This is a genomic window from Microbacterium sp. (assembly GCF_052099035.1).
GTDB lineage: Bacteria > Actinomycetota > Actinomycetes > Actinomycetales > Microbacteriaceae > Microbacterium.
The window spans coordinates 1-14,775 of record NZ_JBQDSX010000055.1 but is presented as its reverse complement, the minus strand read 5'-3'; the positions used below and the strand labels follow the sequence as shown (position 1 = coordinate 14,775).

Below are 14,775 nucleotides of genomic sequence, written 5' to 3'. Positions count from 1 at the left end.
CGCACCGAGCTCACCGCGACAGCACGTGAGGCCGAGGCTCTGGCCGAGACCGACCAGGTGCGCGCCGCGCTGCTCTCTGCGGTCAGCCATGACCTGCGCCGGCCGCTCGCGGCCGCGGTCGCAGCCGTCGGCGGGCTGCGCGGCACGCAGGACCTTTCCGACGAGGACCATCGCGAGCTGCTCGCGACCGCGGATGAGAGCCTGTCCACTCTGACGTCGCTGGTGACGGATCTGCTCGATGTCAGTCGCGTGCAGGCGGGCGTGCTCGCCGTGTCGCTGACGCCCGTGGATGCTGTCGGTGCGGTCGTGTCCGCGCTGGATGAACTCTCGCTCGGGCCTGCGGATGTCGAACTCGACCTCGATCCGGTGCCACCGCTCTCGGCCGATCCGGTGCTGCTGCAGCGGGTGCTCGTGAATGTTCTCGACAACGCGCAGCGGTACTCTCCGCAGGGCGAGAAGGTCATCGTGTCGACCGCGCTCCGCGGAGAGCACGCCGAGATCCGAATCATCGACCGCGGACAAGGGGTACCTCCCGGGCGCCTCGCCGACATGTTCCAACCATTCCAGCGTGCAGGGGATACGGACAACATCACAGGCCTCGGCCTGGGGCTCGCTCTCTCGCAGGGATTCACCGAGGGCATGCGCGGAACTCTGAATGCCGAGGAGACATCGGGTGGCGGACTGACCATGGTCGTCTCCTTGCCGATCGTTCCGGGAGAGCCCTCATGAAGCTCCTCATCGCCGACGATGACCCGCAGCTCGTGCGCGCACTGCGGATCACTCTCGCCGCGCACGGGTACGAGATCGTCGCGGCCGGGGACGGCGCGACCGCGATCACTTCCGCCGCACAGGAGAAGCCGGACATCATTCTGCTCGACCTCGGGATGCCGCAGCTCGACGGCATCCAGGTGATCCAGGCCCTTCGCGGCTGGACGAGTGCCCCGATCATCGTCGTGTCGGGGCGCACGGGGTCTGCGGACAAAGTCGAGGCGCTGGATGCCGGGGCCGATGACTTCGTCACCAAGCCGTTCCAGATCGACGAGCTGCTCGCACGTCTGCGGGCGCTGTCGCGCCGCTCGCAGGGCACCCTCGGCGAGGCCGCGGTGGCGTTCGGTGATGTCGTGGTCGACCTTGTTGCGAAGGTCGTGAGCCGAGACGGGCACCGCGTGCATCTGACGCCGACGGAATGGCGGATGCTGGAGCATCTCTGCCGGCACCCTGGCGCACTCGTGACCCGGCAGGATCTACTCAAGGAGATCTGGGGCAGCGACCAGGTATCGGACTCGGGCTACCTGCGCCTGTACATGTCCCAACTGCGCAAGAAGCTGGAGGCGTCGCCGGGTGAGCCTGCACACCTGCTCACCGAGCCGGGGATGGGGTACCGGCTGGTGCTGTGACGCTCGCGGTCACCGCCGCGCGGCGACCATCGCCGCTTCGGTGCGCGTTGAGACACCGAGCTTGCGCAGGATCGCCGACACGTGGACGCTCGCGGTCTTCGCGCTGATGAACAGCTTCTCGCCGATCTGCTTGTTGCTCAGTCCCTCTGCGACGAGTTCGACCACCTGCCGCTCGCGCGCCGTGAGCTCTGACTCGGACCCGCGCGCGCCTGCGATCAGTCCGCTCGCACGAGCGAACGCCGCGACGACCTGTTGCAGAGGCACGTGACCGATCTCGGCAGCCACGGCCGCAGCATCCACCAGCAGCACGTGAGCCTCGGCTCTCTCGCCGTCGGCAACCAGTGCGCGTGCAAGCTCGAGGCGCGTGACGCCGCGCATGATCGCCGGCACGTCGTAGCCATCGGCGCGCTCGACCGCCTGACGCAACACGGCAGCGGAGGGGGCGAGCAGCGCGTCGAGCATCACCGACCAGCCATCATCGCGCACGGTCTCGGGAAGCTCGGCCCAGTGCTCTCGAATCGCCGCAACGGCCTCGTCGACGGGCTGGCCGGATGCCCGCACCTCGGCGACGATCCAGCCGGATTCGAGCAGCAGCCGGTACGCGTGCAGAAGAACGAACCCGGCATCGCGGGTCATCGCCAGGACCGCATCCAGGGCTTCGGACCATTCCCCGCGAGCGACCGCCACGGCGATGTCGTTCTCGATGATCCGGTACCACGCCTGCCGCTCGAGCCCGCCGATCGAGCGCAGGATGCTGGTGAGCGGGCCGTATGCGGATCGCGCAGCGCCCAGGTCCAGACACCGACCGACATGAATGTCGGCGCGCACGGCCGTCTCATGCTGGAACTCGCGCAGCAGGCGCGTCTTGCCGATGCCTGCCTCACCCTCGATGAGTACGGCGGTCGGCTCTCCGCCGACCACCCGATCGAACGCGCGATGCAGTTCGGCGAGGTCGTCATCGCGACCCACCATTGAAGTGCTGATCGTCGGAACGGTCACCACCTCATGGTGCCACGCGCCACGGGCATCGGGGCCGAGGGCGGTGGAAGACGGTGCATTCACCGGGCGTGGGCCGGACGGTCCGGCATCGGGGTCGCGGCATCCGCTCGTCGTGCGTGGAACCAGCCGCGTACGCGATCGCGGAACGGATGCGCGCGCGGCACGACCTGTTCCGGATGCTCGGCGACCGCGAGCCGCAGCTCGTTGGCGCGATCCACGAGCTGCTGGTCGGCGACGATGACGCTGTATGTGTAAGACGGGTGCTCGAACATGGTGTGGACTCCTCTATTGCTCTGAGTCCACACTCCGCTCTAAGGCACCCTCACGACATCCGGCAGATGCCCTATTTTCTGGCGCGCTGCACGTGACTGCGGGCGTGAGCCGCGGCCGCATCGAGATCGTCGAAGAGGTGGTTCTGGTGCCGCAGCGACGACAGCACTCCGACGCGCTCGGCCAGAGCGAGATGGCGCGGTTGGATGCCCTTCACGAGCACGGTGATGCCGCGCCGTTCGAGCCCCGTGATGAGTTCGGTGATCACCTGCGCACCTGTCGCATCGAGGATCTGCAGCTGCGACATGCGAATCACCACGACCTCGACGTCGCGCAGTGCGCTGATGCGTTCCAGCATCCGCTCGGCGACGCCGAAGAAGAGGGCGCCCTCGAGGCGGAACACCGCGATCCGCTCGTCACCGGCGACCGCCGCTCCCGGCAGCTCCTCGCGGTGCACGCCGCTGGCCCGCGCCAGCTGGCGAAGCGCGAAGAAGGCGGCCACGGCGATGCCGATCAGCACGGCATAGATCAGATCGACGCTGATCGTCACGATCGCGGTGATGACGAAGACGACGGCATCCGCTCTGGTCGACCCGATGACCGTGCGCACGGTCGCGATCGAGATCATGCGGCACGCGGTGACCATCAGGACGCCGGCGAGGGCTGCGAGCGGAACGCGGGCGACGACGGATGCTCCGACGAGCACGATCAACAGCAGGAGAAGCCCGTGGGCGATCGACGCGATGCGCGAGCGTCCCCCGGCACGCACGTTGACAGCTGTCCGCGCGATCGCACCGGTGGCCGGCATCCCGCCGAACAGCCCCGCGGCAACCGAGGCGAGTCCCTGGCCGACGAGCTCGCGGTCGGCGTCGTACGGTCCTGTGTCCGAGATCGAGGCGGCCACGCGTGCGGACAGCAGCGATTCGATCGCGGCCAGCGCGGCCACGGCGACAGCCGGGCCCGCCAGCGAGAGCAGCGTTGCAGGGTGGAGCACGGGCAGCACCGGGGCGGGCAGACCCGGCGGAAGCTGTCCGATCGCATCGACGGGCAGGTCGAACACTGCGGTGGCGACCGCGGCGATCACGATGGCGACGAGCGATCCGGGCACACGCGGGTGGATGCGCGGGGCGACGAGCATCACGGCCACGACGATGGCGACGAGCAGGAGCGACCAGCCGAGCTTCGGCCACGAGACCGTCTGCACGGTCTGGATCGCGGCGACGAGCGCGTTCGTGCTCTCCCCTCCCGCCGTGCCCGTGGCCGTCGGCACCTGCTGCAGAAAGATGATCACGGCGATTCCGAAGGTGAACCCCTCGATCGCCGGCCACGGGATGTACGAGATCGTCCGCCCGAGTCGCAGCACACCCGCCAGCAGCACGATGACACCGGAGAGCAGACAGATCGCTGCGAGTGCGCCGGCGCCGTGGGATGCGATGATCGGCGCGAGCACCACGACCATCGCGCCCGTCGGGCCCGACACCTGCACGTGCGATCCGCCGAAGATCGCCGCGACGATCCCGGCGATGATCGCGGTGACCAGACCGCTCTCCGCTCCCGCGCCCGAGCTGACCCCGAAGGCGAGCGCGAGGGGCAGTGCGACGATGCCCACGGTGACGCCGGCGAGCAGGTCGCCGCGCCACGTGCGGCGAGCGCCTCGGTAATCGCTCGCCGACGGGAGCAGCTGCCGGATGGCCGATCCCGCCTGGCGCGCACGAGCGGATGCTGTCACGCCACCGGCTCCGGAATCTGCGGCAGACCGTCGCGTTCGACGAGCTGCTGCTGCGTGGTCTGCAGAATCTCGCCGAGCAGCGCCCTGGCGACGCGGAGCAAATCGGCCACCTGCGGGTAGGCGAGGCGGTAGTAGACCAGGCTTCCCCTGCGCTCGGAGAGCACGAGCCGGTTGCGTCGCAGCACAGCAAGATGCTGCGACAGGTGCGAGGCTTCGAGCTCGGTGACGGCGAGGATCTCAGAGACGGATGCTTCGGGCGCAGCCGACAGCACCTCGAGGATGCGGATGCGCAGCGGGTGCGCGAGCCCCTTGAACAGGCCGGCCTTCACCTCATACAGCGGACGATTCGGGTCGCTCAGCACGCGGCATCCTCGGTTCTCCCGGATGGGATCGATCTGATGATCTGATCAATTCATCATATCGCTGGATCGCAACCGTGCACGGATCGTCTCATGGATGAGGGCGGGGACGGATGCCGCGCATCCATCCCCGCCCTCGTTGCGCGCGTGAGGTTACGGTGTCATGCGATCGGTGTGTGCCCGGCGACCCACCCCGTTCACGGTCAGCAGCGTACCGGTGTCGGTGAACTCCTGCAGGATCTCGTTCTGGCGCTCCGTCCCGTCTTTGTGGGTGAGCAAACTCACCACGACGGCGACGACCATCGCGCAGACGAAACCGGGCAGCAGTTCGTACATCTCCGGCCACGCGACGTCCCAGATGAACACGCTGACGGCGCCGACGAACATGCCTGCCAGAGCGCCCCAATTGGTGAGCTTGCGCCAGAACAGGCTCAGCAGGATCAGCGGACCGAACGCGGCCCCGAACCCAGCCCACGCGAACGACACCAGTCCGAGAATCGTGTCGTCCGGGATGAGCGCGAGCAACGCGGCGATGATTCCGACGACGAGCACCGTCATGCGCCCGAGCATCACCAGCAGCTTGGGCGAGGGCTCCTTCTTGACCACCCGGAAGAGGTCCTCCACCAGCGCCGACGATGCGACGATCAGCTGGCTCGAGATCGTGCTCATGATCGCCGCGAGCACCGCTGCGAGCACGAGACCGGCGACGAACGGGTGCAGGAGCGTCTGCGACATCACCAGCACCACGGTCTCGGCGTTCGTGAGGTCGATACCCTTCTGCGCCATGTACGCGATGCCGACGATGCCCGAGAACACCGCGCCGACCAGCGAGATGATCATCCAGGTCATGCCGATGCGGCGGGCGGTCTTCGCCTCACGCGGGCTGCGCAGCGCCATGAACCGCACGATGATGTGCGGCTGCCCGAAGTAGCCCAGGCCCCAGGCGAGTCCCGAGATGATGGTCAGGACGGCGCCGCCGGTGAGTGCGGTTCCACCGATGAGCGACAGGTGGTTGGGGGCGAGAGCGTCGAGCGATGCGCCCACTTCCCCGAAGCCGCCGACGGCGATGATCGCTGCGACCGGAACGACGATCAGGGCGATCACCATCATCAGCCCCTGCACGACGTCCGTGAACGAAGCGCCGAGGAACCCGCCGAAGAGCGTGTAGAGCAGGGTGACACCGGCGACCAGCACCATGCCGAGCAGGTAGTCGGAGTTGAACGAGCTCTCGAAGAAGAACCCACCGGCGACCATGCCGCTGGAGATGTAGAGCGTGAAGAACACCAGGATCACGACGCCGGCGAGGATGCGCAGCAGCCGGGAGGAGTCTCGCAGGCGGTTCTCGAAGAAGCTTGGAATCGTGATCGAGTTGCGTGACACCTGGGTGTACGCGCGCAGTCGGGGCGCGACGAGCAGCCAGTTCAGGTAGGCGCCGATCGTGAGCCCGACGGCGATCCAGGCCTCGATGAGGCCGGAGAGGTAGATCGCCCCCGGAAGCCCCATCACCAGCCAGCCGGACATGTCGGATGCGCCGGCGCTGAGAGCTGCGACCCATGGCGGCAGATCCCTCCCGCCGAGCATGTAGTCCTCGTGGTCCTTCGTCCGGCGGAACGCCAGATAGCCGATGACGAGCATCGCTGCGAAGTAGAGTCCCAACGCGATGAAGATGAATACCTGGTCGGACATCATCGTCCTTTCCTGCGGATCGGTTCAGTGCTGTGGGCCCATCCTGACAGGGACGGATGCTGATGACCAGGGCCGAATGTCAGTACCGGCTCATCAGAGACGGCCGGACCGACGGCCTCGTGCCCGTGGGCGTGAGGACAGCGAGCATGCGCACGAGGGTCGTGAGCCAGAGCAGTCCGAGGCCGATCACCATGGCCTCCAGCACAGTCACCGAGAACAGCCCGACGCCGAAGGCGAGCACGACCGCAACGACGATGAGCAGCGCGATGCCGATCGTGGTCATGACAAGTGCACGCGGCGGCCCGGGCATCAGGATCGTGGTCAGAATGCCGGCCGCGACGAACAACAGTTGCGTGGCGAAGGCGGAGATGTTGTGCAGGGCGGTGTTGCGCTCGAGCGGAAACAGCCCGATCGCCGCGAGGGCTGCGCCGGTCGCCGCCCACAGCACGACCGCCCAGGCAATGCGCCCGAGTGCGGCGTCTCCCCGGATGCGGTGCAGATCGCGCCCGATGTACGAGCCGACGGTGGCGGCGAGGAGACCGGCGACCACGAGCGTTCCGTTGAAAGCCCAGGCACCTGCGCCGATCCCGAGCTGAGAGAAGTTCTGCTCCCACCACCGCGGGTCGGCGGCCGTGATCATCGCGAAGAGCGTGCCGATGATGAGGTAGCCGAACAGCAGGTTAGCGAGGTCCGACGTACGCAGTCCGATGCCGGCTTCGAAGGTGAGGCGGCCGGCCACAGCGCTGGCCACGCCGATGAGGATGCCACCACCGAGGGCGGGAAGCTCGAGCCCTTGCAGACCGACGCCCAGCACTTCGGTGGTCAGCAGGACTCCGAGGGCCGTAACCCCGGCGAACGCGATCGTCAGGGCGACAGCCGAGAGCGAGGAGATGACGACCTGCCAGCGCGGCATGGCCGCGTGGTCGCCGCGGCGATACAGCTGCGTGCTGACGACGAAGGATGCCGCGGCGATGATCCCTGCGACGATCGCCGCCGGCATCCCGACCGATCCGTCACCGGCGACAGGGCGCGGGTTTCCCCACAGTACGAGCGTGCCGGCGACAGCACCCGCGACGAAGCAGGCGACAGTGGCCCAGATCGCTCTGACCTCGCGTGCCATCCGCCGCTGCGTGCTCATGTCTCCATCGAACCACGGGGGTGGGACGTTGCGGGGGCGGTCCCGATCTGCGGACCCGCGCCCGATCTGCGGACCTTTTTGCCGAATACGTCAGCAGATCGGGACACCCTCAGCAGATCGGGGCAGCCGACCCAGCCACCTCACCCGCGCATAGCGACGCCGCGGCGCCAGTACCCCATGAACGCCACCTGCGCCCGGTCGATGCCGAGGTCCTTCACGAGGTGCCGGCGCAGTGTCGTCACGACGCCGCTCTCCCCGGCGATCCAGAAGTAGCGGCCGACGTCAGCAGCCACCGCATCGATCGATTCACCGCTGCCCGAGTAGATCGGCGTCTCCCAGACGAGGTCTTCGCCCTCGGCATCCTGAACCGTGATCTCAGAGTGGCCGGTGTCGCCGAGGTAGTCGAGCACGGTCGGGATCACGCGCAGTCCGTGCGCAGCCTCCCCCCGCGGAAGCCAGTGCACCTCGACGCCCGCCGGCGCATCGATCGTCAGCTCGTCGGCCGCCTCCGGAACCTCGATGAACGCGATGCCGCGCAGGTCCCGCGGCGCATCCTCGAGGATGCGGGCGATCGCCGGCGCCGCCGTCTCGTCGCCGACGAGCATGACCGAGGATGCTGCGCCAGGAGCGTATTCGATCCCGCTGCGGTCCTCGCGACCACGGCGCGGGCCGACCATCCAGAGTTCATCGCCGACCGATGCGTGGCTCGCCCACCGTGAAGCGGGACCGGTGAGCCCGGGCGCCAGATGCAGCACGAAATCGACGACGACCTCGGTACCGGCATCCGACACGTTGAGAGAGCGCACCGAGTACGTGCGCATCGACCCGCGTTCGTCCTCCGGCACAGCGAGGTACGCACCCCACCAGTCGTCGGAATCCTGATCGATGTCAGGGAGGATGCCGGATGCCGGCGGGAAGACGAGCTTGATCCGCGCATCGAACACGTCGCCCGGTGTGCCGAACTCGGCCAGGTCTGCCCCGCCGAACGTCACTCGCACGAAGTTCGGCGAGACCTGTTCGACAGCGCGCACCTCAGCGCGACCGAGGACGTACGGCGAGCGGGTGCGAGTGGTTTCAGCGGACATGATGCCTTCCAATCGGGGTGACCATCGGCTTTCCGGAGACCGGATCCGTGGTGATCTGATTCGCCATGCCGAAGACCTCTTCGACCATCGTTCGCGTGAGCACGGCCTCGGGCGTGCCGATGGCGTGCACGCGTCCATCGCGCATCGCGACGAGTTCGTCGCTGTAGCGGGCGGCGAGATTGAGATCGTGCAGCACCATGACGATGGTGGTGCCGCGCGAAACACTGAGGTCGGTGAGCAGGTCGAGCACCTCGACCTGGTGGGCGACGTCGAGGAACGTGGTCGGCTCGTCGAGCAGCAGGATGTCGGTTTCCTGCGCGAGCGCCATCGCGATCCAGACCCGCTGCCGCTGGCCGCCGGAGAGCTCGTCGACGCTGCGATCGGCCAGGTCCGAGATGCCGGTCGCCTCGAGTGCGTCGGCGACGACCTCGTAGTCGTGCGCGGACCAGCGGGCGAGCGTCTTCTGATGCGGGTGCCGCCCCCTCCCGACCAGGTCGGCAACTGCGATCCCCTCCGGGGCGATCGGCGACTGCGGCAGCAACCCGAGGATTCGGGCCACTTCCTTGGTGGGGCGGGAGTGCACCGATTGTCCGTCGAGGATCACCTGACCGGATGCCGGTGACAGCAGCCGCGCGAGCGCACGCAGCAGCGTCGACTTGCCGCAGCCGTTCGCTCCGACGATCGAGGTGATCTTGCCCGGGGCGATCTGCAGGTCGAGGCCCTCGATGATGGTGCGGTCGCCGTAGCCGAGGGTGACGGATTCGGCGGTCAGGGTATGCGCTTCGGTCACAGCGATCCTCCCGAGCGATTGGTGCGGATGAGCAGGTAGATGAGGTACGGCGCCCCGAGAACTCCGGTGATGACGCCGACCGGGTAGCGCGCGCCGAGCGCGAACTGGCCGATCAAGTCGCCGCCGAGCACGAGCACAGCGCCCACCAATGCCGACGGCAGCAGCAGATTGGCGCCGGGCCCGGTGAGACGCGCGGCGATCGGGCCCGACATGAACGCGACGAAGGCGATCGGCCCGGTCGCCGCTGTCGCGAAGGCGAGGAGAACGACAGCTCCGACGATGAACAGCACACGGGTGACGGTGACGCGGACGCCGAGGCCTGCCGCCGAATCGTCGCCGAGCTGCAGCATCCCGAGCGCCCTCGCCTGTGCGAAAAGGAACGGCAGGACGATGACACTGGCAATCGCGACCGGCGCGATGTCTTCCCACGAAGCGTTGTTCAGGCTGCCGGCGATCCAGCGCATCGCGGACTGGATGTCCCACTGCGCCGCCCGCGAGAGCACGTACGAGACGACGCTCTGCAGCATGGCGCCGACGCCGATTCCGATCAGAATGAGGCGGATGCCGGAGAAGCCGCCCTTGTTCGAGAGGAGGTAGATCGCAATCGCCGTGATCAGCGCCCCGGCGACGGCGAACCCTGCAACGGCCAGGCCGCTGAACCCGAGCGTGACGATGGCGACGACAGCCGCAGCACTCGCTCCCTGAGTGATGCCGATGATGTCGGGGGACGCGAGCGGATTGCGCAGCAGCGTCTGGAAGGAGACCCCCGCGATGCCGAACGCGAAGCCGGCGAGGATCGCAAGAACCGTCCGGGGCAGACGCAGCTCACCGACCGTGAAGGATGCCCCCGGCACCGTCTCACCGAAGATCACGCGGACGACCTCACCCGGCGTATAGAAGGTGTTGCCGACCATGAGCGCGGTGGCGGCGAGCGCGAGGAGCAGGATGCCGAGGACGATGCTCGCGGTCGCATGACGGCGATGGCGAGTGCGGCGGCCGGCCGCAACCGCGGCCGTCACAGCTCCCTCACCTTCTGCCGGCGGACGATCCAGATGAAGAACGGAGCGCCGATGACGGCGGTGATGATGCCGACCTGGATCTCTTCTCCGGACGGCGAGATCACGCGTCCGATGATGTCGCTCGCGAGCAGCAGTGCAGCACCGGCCAGTGCGGAGAAGGGCAGTAGCCAGCGGTGGTCGGTGCCGATCAGCATCCGACAGAAATGCGGGATGACGAGGCCGACGAATCCGATGGGACCGGCGATCGCGGTCGCCACCCCCGCGAGGATCACCGCGCCGGCGGCGGAGACGAGCCGCGTGCGGAAGACGTTCTCGCCCAGCCCGGCCGCCAGATCGTCGCCGAGTGCGAGCGAGTTCATGCCGCGCGCGCAGGCGATGCAGATGAGCGCACCGATGGCGAGTGCGGGGGCGGTGATGGCGATGCGCGGCCATTCCGCTCCTCCGACGCCGCCCACCTGCCAGGACTGGAATGCCTGCAGCAGATCGACGCGCGGCAGCATGACCGCACTAATCAACGAGGCGAGTGCAGCCGATGTCGCGGCTCCCGCGAGGGCGAGCTTGAGGGGCGTTGCGCCTCCCTGTCCGAGTGAACCCACCGTGTAGACGAACACGGCGGCGACGGCAGCGCCCAGGACCGCGATGAACATCTGCGTGAACGCCCCCGTCACGCCGAAGACGGCCAGCCCGATGACGACGGCGAGCGAGGCGCCGTTCGAAACGCCCAGGATGCCCGGGTCGGCGATCGGGTTGCGCGTGACGGCCTGCATGGCTGCCCCGGAGAGCGCGAGTGCTGCGCCGACGAGGATCGCCAGCGCGGTGCGCGGCATCCGTTTGATGACGGCGGCCTGCGCGACGGTGTCGTCGTGTCCCGCGAACGCGGCGAGGATGTCGTCGAGCGAGACGGCGCGAACACCGAACGAGACCGACAGGATGCTGAGCACGACGATGACCGCGACACCGATGAGAAGCCAAGTGGTGCGCACCAGAGCCGGGCGCCGCAGGTGTGCGGCGCCCGGCTTCAGAGCTGTTGCGGTCGAGGTCACGCGTCGGTCACTGCGCGGTGAGCGGGGCCTCGAGGATCGAGAAGTAGTCGTCGATCCCCCACGGAATCGACAGGGGGGACGGGTTCGCGGAGTTCGCCATCGGGGTAGCATCCGGAAGGATCGCGATCTGGCCGGCGGCGATCGCGGGGATCTTGCCGAGCAGCGGGTCTGCCTGCAGGGCAGCGATCATCGACTCATCACCGTAGGTGATGAAGACGTCCACGTCGTCGAACTTGTCGACCTCTTCAGCGCTGACGGTCAGATAGAACTCGGTGCTGTCCGCGTTGTCCTTGAGGACCTGCGGCTCCGGCAGCCCCTGATCGAGCAGGAACCCCGGGCGCGTGTCGACCGGCGTGTAGAAGCCGACCTGGCTGAAGTCGTTCGGGTCGAGGTAGGTGAACAGGAGCTTGGCATCTTTCAATGCCGGGTGCGCCTCGAGCGCAGCATCCGTCTGGGCCTGCAGATCGTCGATCAGCTGCTGTCCCTCGTCGGCGAGGCCGAGCGCGGTGGAGTTCATGGTGATCATGTCGTCGACCGACGTTCCCCAGGCGACGTCCGGGTATGCGATGGTCGGCGCGATCTTGGAGAGGGTGTCGTACTCCTCCTGCGTGAGGCCGGAGTACGAGGCGAGGATCACGTCGGGGTTCGTGTCGGCGACGGCCTCGAAGTCGATGCCGTCGGCCTCGTCGAAGAGCACCGGCGTCTCGGCACCGAGCTCATCGAGCTTGTCCTCGACCCACGGGAGGACTCCGTTGCCATCGTCGTCGCCCCAGGCGACCTTGCTCATGCCGACAGGGACGATGCCGAGGGCAAGCGGCACCTCGTGGTTCGCCCACGCGACGGTCGCGACGCGTTCGGGCTTCTCGGTGATCGTTGTCTCGCCGTAGACATGCTCGATGGTGACGGGAAAGGCGTCGGCGGATGCCGGATTCGAGCCGATCCCGGCGTCTCCGCTCGTGTCATCGGTGCTCGTCGGAGAAGTCGAGCAGGCCACGAGGCTGGCGGCGAGGAGTGCAGCAGCGCTGAGGCCGAGGAGTCGGGAGATACGCACAGGCGTTCCTTCAATTCGAAGCGGCGGGGGGTGACGGCTTTGGTAAGCCTCCCCTAACGTAACACGAAGTTAGGATCGCCTCAGTTGTCTGTTTCGCGTCCGGTGCAGGGCTAGCGTGGTCTCATGCGGGTGACGGCAGCAGTGCGAAGCGCGAAGCGCAGTCCGTTTCTGCAGGTGGTGAAATCGGCGGTCGCCACCATCAGCGCCTGGCTGATCGCCGGATGGCTCGTTCCGGGTCCGCTGCCGGTGTTCGCGGCAATCGCGGCGCTGTTGGTCGTGCTGCCGAGTGTCAACCAGTCGTTCACGAAGGCGATCGAACGCAGCGTCGGTGTGATCATCGGCGTGCTGATCGCGACCGGTTTGAGCCTGCTGCTCGGACCGCAGAACTGGGTCGTGCTGCTGGCGATCGTCATCGCGATGCTCGTCGCGTGGGCTTTACGCGCAACTCCCGGCATGGCCAACCAGGTGGCGATCTCGGCGATGCTCGTGCTCGCGCTCGGGTCATCGAGCCCGCAGTATGCGCTCGACCGCATCGTCGAGACACTGATCGGTGCCGTCATCGGCATCATCGTCAATGCGCTGATCGTGCCGCCCGTGCTCACCACGTCGGCTCGCCGTGATCTCGGACTGCTCGGCACGGAGATCGCCGCGAGCATGGACCGGCTTGCCGCAGCTCTTCTCACCACGCAGAAGCCCGCCGACCTGCAGACGCTCATGGTGGAGGCGCGACTACTGCGCCCGATGCAGGTGGCGGCTGCGGCATCCGTCACGGCCGGCGAGGAGTCGTTGACGCTCAATCCGCGCCGCGGCTCGCGCGGCGAGATCGCCGAGATGCGGGCACTGTTCGACACGCTGTCGCCGATCGTGACCCAGGTGATCGGGATGACGCGTGCGTACTTCGATCACTACGACGATGCCCTCGCCGACGAACCGACCGTCCATGCGATCGCCGAACAGCTGCGACGGGCCGGGCACGATGTTCGTCTGGCGGTGCAGGTCGCCGATGTGGCGCCGGAGCCGTCGCCGCTGACCTCGGTGATTCCGGCGCTGACTGCTCCCCTGCAGGTGAAGCCGCCAGCATCCGGTCATTGGATCCTGATTGGTTCTCTCATGGAGGACCTGCGCAGGATTCGCGGGGAGCTCGTCGGGGACGATTAGCCCCGCGAGAATTGCTTTGCCGCACGAGAATCGCGCTGCCACCGTAATTCTGGACGTGCAGAGCAATTCTCGCGCGGAGAACGAATGCGTAGGCTGACCCCATGACCGACTCCATTCCGCTGTGCCCCGAGTGTTCCAGCGAGCATGCGTACGAAATGGGCGCGCTGCTGGTGTGTCCGATGTGTGGCCACGAGTGGTCGCCGACGGATTCAGCATCCGACGCATCGGGCGAGCCGGCGCCGAGTGTCGTCAAGGATGCTGTCGGCAACACCCTCTCCGACGGCGACACGGTCACGCTCGTGACAAGTGTGCAGGTCAAGGGTTCGACGGGAATCAAAGCCGGAACCAAGGTGCGCAATATCCGTCTCATCGACCCGGTGAACGGTCACGACATCGACTGCAAGATCGGCGGCTTCGGTGCGATGCTGCTGAAGTCCAGCGTCGTCAAGAAGGCCTGAGACTCCCTGCGCATGGCTGGGGTCACTCTCGCGGAAGCTCGCGCTGAGCTCGCTGCGCTCGAGGATCCGAAGATGCGCGCCGCGAACGAGAAGCGCGGCGATGATCACGGCATCAACCTGTCGAAGATGCGCGCCCTCGCCAAGAACGTGAAGACGAATCACGCGCTGGCGAAGCAGTTGTGGGCGACCAGTGAAACCGCCCCGCGCCTGCTCGCGCTGCTGATCTGTACACCGCGCGCATTCTCGGCAGACGAGCTCGACGGGATGCTGCGCGAAACGCGAGCTCCGAAGGTCAATGACTGGTTCGTCAACTATGCCGCCAAGAAGTCCCCGCTCGCGGAGGAAATGCGGCTGCGCTGGTTCGGCGACGCCGACCCGACGGTCGCGGCCGCCGCATGGTCGCTGACTTCTGTGCGCGTGGTGAAGAATCCGGAGGGCCTCGATCTCAAGCACCTGCTCGATCTGATCGAACGCGACATGAAGGATGCTCCGACGCGGCCTCAGTGGGCGATGAACGAGACCCTCGCGCAGATCGGCATCCATCATCCCGACCTGCGCCCGCGGGCTCTCGCGATCGGCAACGAGCTGCAGGT

Annotated in this window: 16 protein-coding genes; 5 read left to right on the top strand and 11 right to left on the bottom strand. The window is 67.4% G+C overall.

The window, feature by feature from the left end:
- Together ACTIAO_RS13860 and ACTIAO_RS13855 are read left to right on the top strand one after the other, a co-directional pair.
- Positions 1-729: sensor histidine kinase (locus ACTIAO_RS13860; protein WP_441906808.1), on the top strand; the 729-nt coding region annotated here is incomplete at its 5' end.
- Positions 726-1,397, top strand: coding sequence for a response regulator (locus ACTIAO_RS13855; RefSeq protein ID WP_441906807.1), 672 nt, complete (start codon positions 726-728; stop codon positions 1,395-1,397). The genes ACTIAO_RS13860 and ACTIAO_RS13855, both read left to right, overlap by 4 nt.
- A gap of 9 nt (positions 1,398-1,406) precedes the next feature.
- On the opposite strand, the gene ACTIAO_RS13850 is transcribed toward ACTIAO_RS13855, so the two are convergent.
- The 11 genes from ACTIAO_RS13850 to ACTIAO_RS13800 all read right to left on the bottom strand — a co-directional run bounded on the left by ACTIAO_RS13850 (position 1,407) and on the right by ACTIAO_RS13800 (position 12,566).
- The gene (locus ACTIAO_RS13850; protein ID WP_441906806.1) at positions 1,407-2,396 is read right to left on the bottom strand and encodes a LuxR C-terminal-related transcriptional regulator; all 990 of its coding nucleotides are present in this window, start codon (positions 2,394-2,396) and stop codon (positions 1,407-1,409) included.
- 59 nt (positions 2,397-2,455) lie between these two features.
- Positions 2,456-2,668, bottom strand: coding sequence for a hypothetical protein (locus ACTIAO_RS13845; RefSeq protein WP_441906805.1), 213 nt, complete (start codon positions 2,666-2,668; stop codon positions 2,456-2,458).
- 71 nt (positions 2,669-2,739) lie between these two features.
- A complete protein-coding gene (locus tag ACTIAO_RS13840; protein WP_441906804.1) occupies positions 2,740-4,395 on the bottom strand; it encodes a SulP family inorganic anion transporter in 1,656 nt (551 codons plus the stop codon).
- Positions 4,392-4,757: an ArsR/SmtB family transcription factor gene (locus tag ACTIAO_RS13835; RefSeq protein WP_441906803.1), complete on the bottom strand. Its 366-nt coding sequence runs from the start codon at positions 4,755-4,757 to the stop codon at positions 4,392-4,394. The genes ACTIAO_RS13840 and ACTIAO_RS13835 overlap by 4 nt, the downstream gene beginning before the upstream one ends.
- A gap of 150 nt (positions 4,758-4,907) precedes the next feature.
- A complete protein-coding gene (gene putP / locus ACTIAO_RS13830) occupies positions 4,908-6,440 on the bottom strand; it encodes a sodium/proline symporter PutP (RefSeq protein ID WP_441906812.1) in 1,533 nt (510 codons plus the stop codon).
- A 79-nt stretch (positions 6,441-6,519) separates the two neighbouring features.
- Positions 6,520-7,578 carry a DUF998 domain-containing protein gene (locus tag ACTIAO_RS13825; protein WP_441906802.1) on the bottom strand — a complete coding sequence of 353 codons (1,059 nt, stop codon included), beginning with the start codon at positions 7,576-7,578 and terminating at the stop codon, positions 6,520-6,522.
- Positions 7,579-7,718: 140 nt separating this feature from the next.
- Positions 7,719-8,663 carry a siderophore-interacting protein gene (locus ACTIAO_RS13820; RefSeq protein WP_441906801.1) on the bottom strand — a complete coding sequence of 315 codons (945 nt, stop codon included), beginning with the start codon at positions 8,661-8,663 and terminating at the stop codon, positions 7,719-7,721.
- Positions 8,653-9,453, bottom strand: coding sequence for an ABC transporter ATP-binding protein (locus tag ACTIAO_RS13815; protein ID WP_441906800.1), 801 nt, complete (start codon positions 9,451-9,453; stop codon positions 8,653-8,655). Before ACTIAO_RS13815 ends, ACTIAO_RS13820 begins: the two co-directional genes overlap by 11 nt.
- Positions 9,450-10,472 carry a FecCD family ABC transporter permease gene (locus tag ACTIAO_RS13810; RefSeq protein WP_441906799.1) on the bottom strand — a complete coding sequence of 341 codons (1,023 nt, stop codon included), beginning with the start codon at positions 10,470-10,472 and terminating at the stop codon, positions 9,450-9,452. The genes ACTIAO_RS13815 and ACTIAO_RS13810 overlap by 4 nt, the downstream gene beginning before the upstream one ends.
- Positions 10,469-11,515 carry a FecCD family ABC transporter permease gene (locus tag ACTIAO_RS13805; protein WP_441906798.1) on the bottom strand — a complete coding sequence of 349 codons (1,047 nt, stop codon included), beginning with the start codon at positions 11,513-11,515 and terminating at the stop codon, positions 10,469-10,471. The genes ACTIAO_RS13810 and ACTIAO_RS13805 overlap by 4 nt, the downstream gene beginning before the upstream one ends.
- A 7-nt stretch (positions 11,516-11,522) precedes the next feature.
- The gene (locus tag ACTIAO_RS13800; RefSeq protein ID WP_441906797.1) at positions 11,523-12,566 is read right to left on the bottom strand and encodes an iron-siderophore ABC transporter substrate-binding protein; all 1,044 of its coding nucleotides are present in this window, start codon (positions 12,564-12,566) and stop codon (positions 11,523-11,525) included.
- A 123-nt stretch (positions 12,567-12,689) separates the two neighbouring features.
- Here ACTIAO_RS13800 and ACTIAO_RS13795 point away from each other — a divergent pair, with 123 nt between their 5' ends.
- The 3 genes from ACTIAO_RS13795 to ACTIAO_RS13785 form a co-directional block, all read left to right on the top strand.
- On the top strand, positions 12,690-13,724 hold the full coding sequence (locus ACTIAO_RS13795) for an FUSC family protein (RefSeq protein ID WP_441906796.1): 1,035 nt from the start codon (positions 12,690-12,692) through the stop codon (positions 13,722-13,724).
- Positions 13,725-13,825: 101 nt separating this feature from the next.
- Positions 13,826-14,182 (top strand): zinc ribbon domain-containing protein YjdM, encoded by a 357-nt coding sequence (locus ACTIAO_RS13790; protein WP_441906795.1) that lies wholly within the window; start codon positions 13,826-13,828, stop codon positions 14,180-14,182.
- Positions 14,183-14,194: 12 nt separating this feature from the next.
- Positions 14,195-14,775, top strand: a 581-nt coding sequence (locus ACTIAO_RS13785) for a DNA alkylation repair protein (protein ID WP_441906794.1), incomplete at its 3' end; no start/stop codon positions are given.

Coding starts and splice junctions, on each gene's coding strand:
- putP (WP_441906812.1), bottom strand. CDS start 6,440: ATGTCCGACCAGGTATTCATCTTCATCGCGTTGGGACTCTACTTCGCA.
- ACTIAO_RS13855 (WP_441906807.1), top strand. CDS start 726: ATGAAGCTCCTCATCGCCGACGATGACCCGCAGCTCGTGCGCGCACTG.
- ACTIAO_RS13795 (WP_441906796.1), top strand. CDS start 12,690: ATGCGGGTGACGGCAGCAGTGCGAAGCGCGAAGCGCAGTCCGTTTCTG.
- ACTIAO_RS13790 (WP_441906795.1), top strand. CDS start 13,826: ATGACCGACTCCATTCCGCTGTGCCCCGAGTGTTCCAGCGAGCATGCG.
- ACTIAO_RS13825 (WP_441906802.1), bottom strand. CDS start 7,578: ATGAGCACGCAGCGGCGGATGGCACGCGAGGTCAGAGCGATCTGGGCC.
- ACTIAO_RS13845 (WP_441906805.1), bottom strand. CDS start 2,668: ATGTTCGAGCACCCGTCTTACACATACAGCGTCATCGTCGCCGACCAG.
- ACTIAO_RS13820 (WP_441906801.1), bottom strand. CDS start 8,663: ATGTCCGCTGAAACCACTCGCACCCGCTCGCCGTACGTCCTCGGTCGC.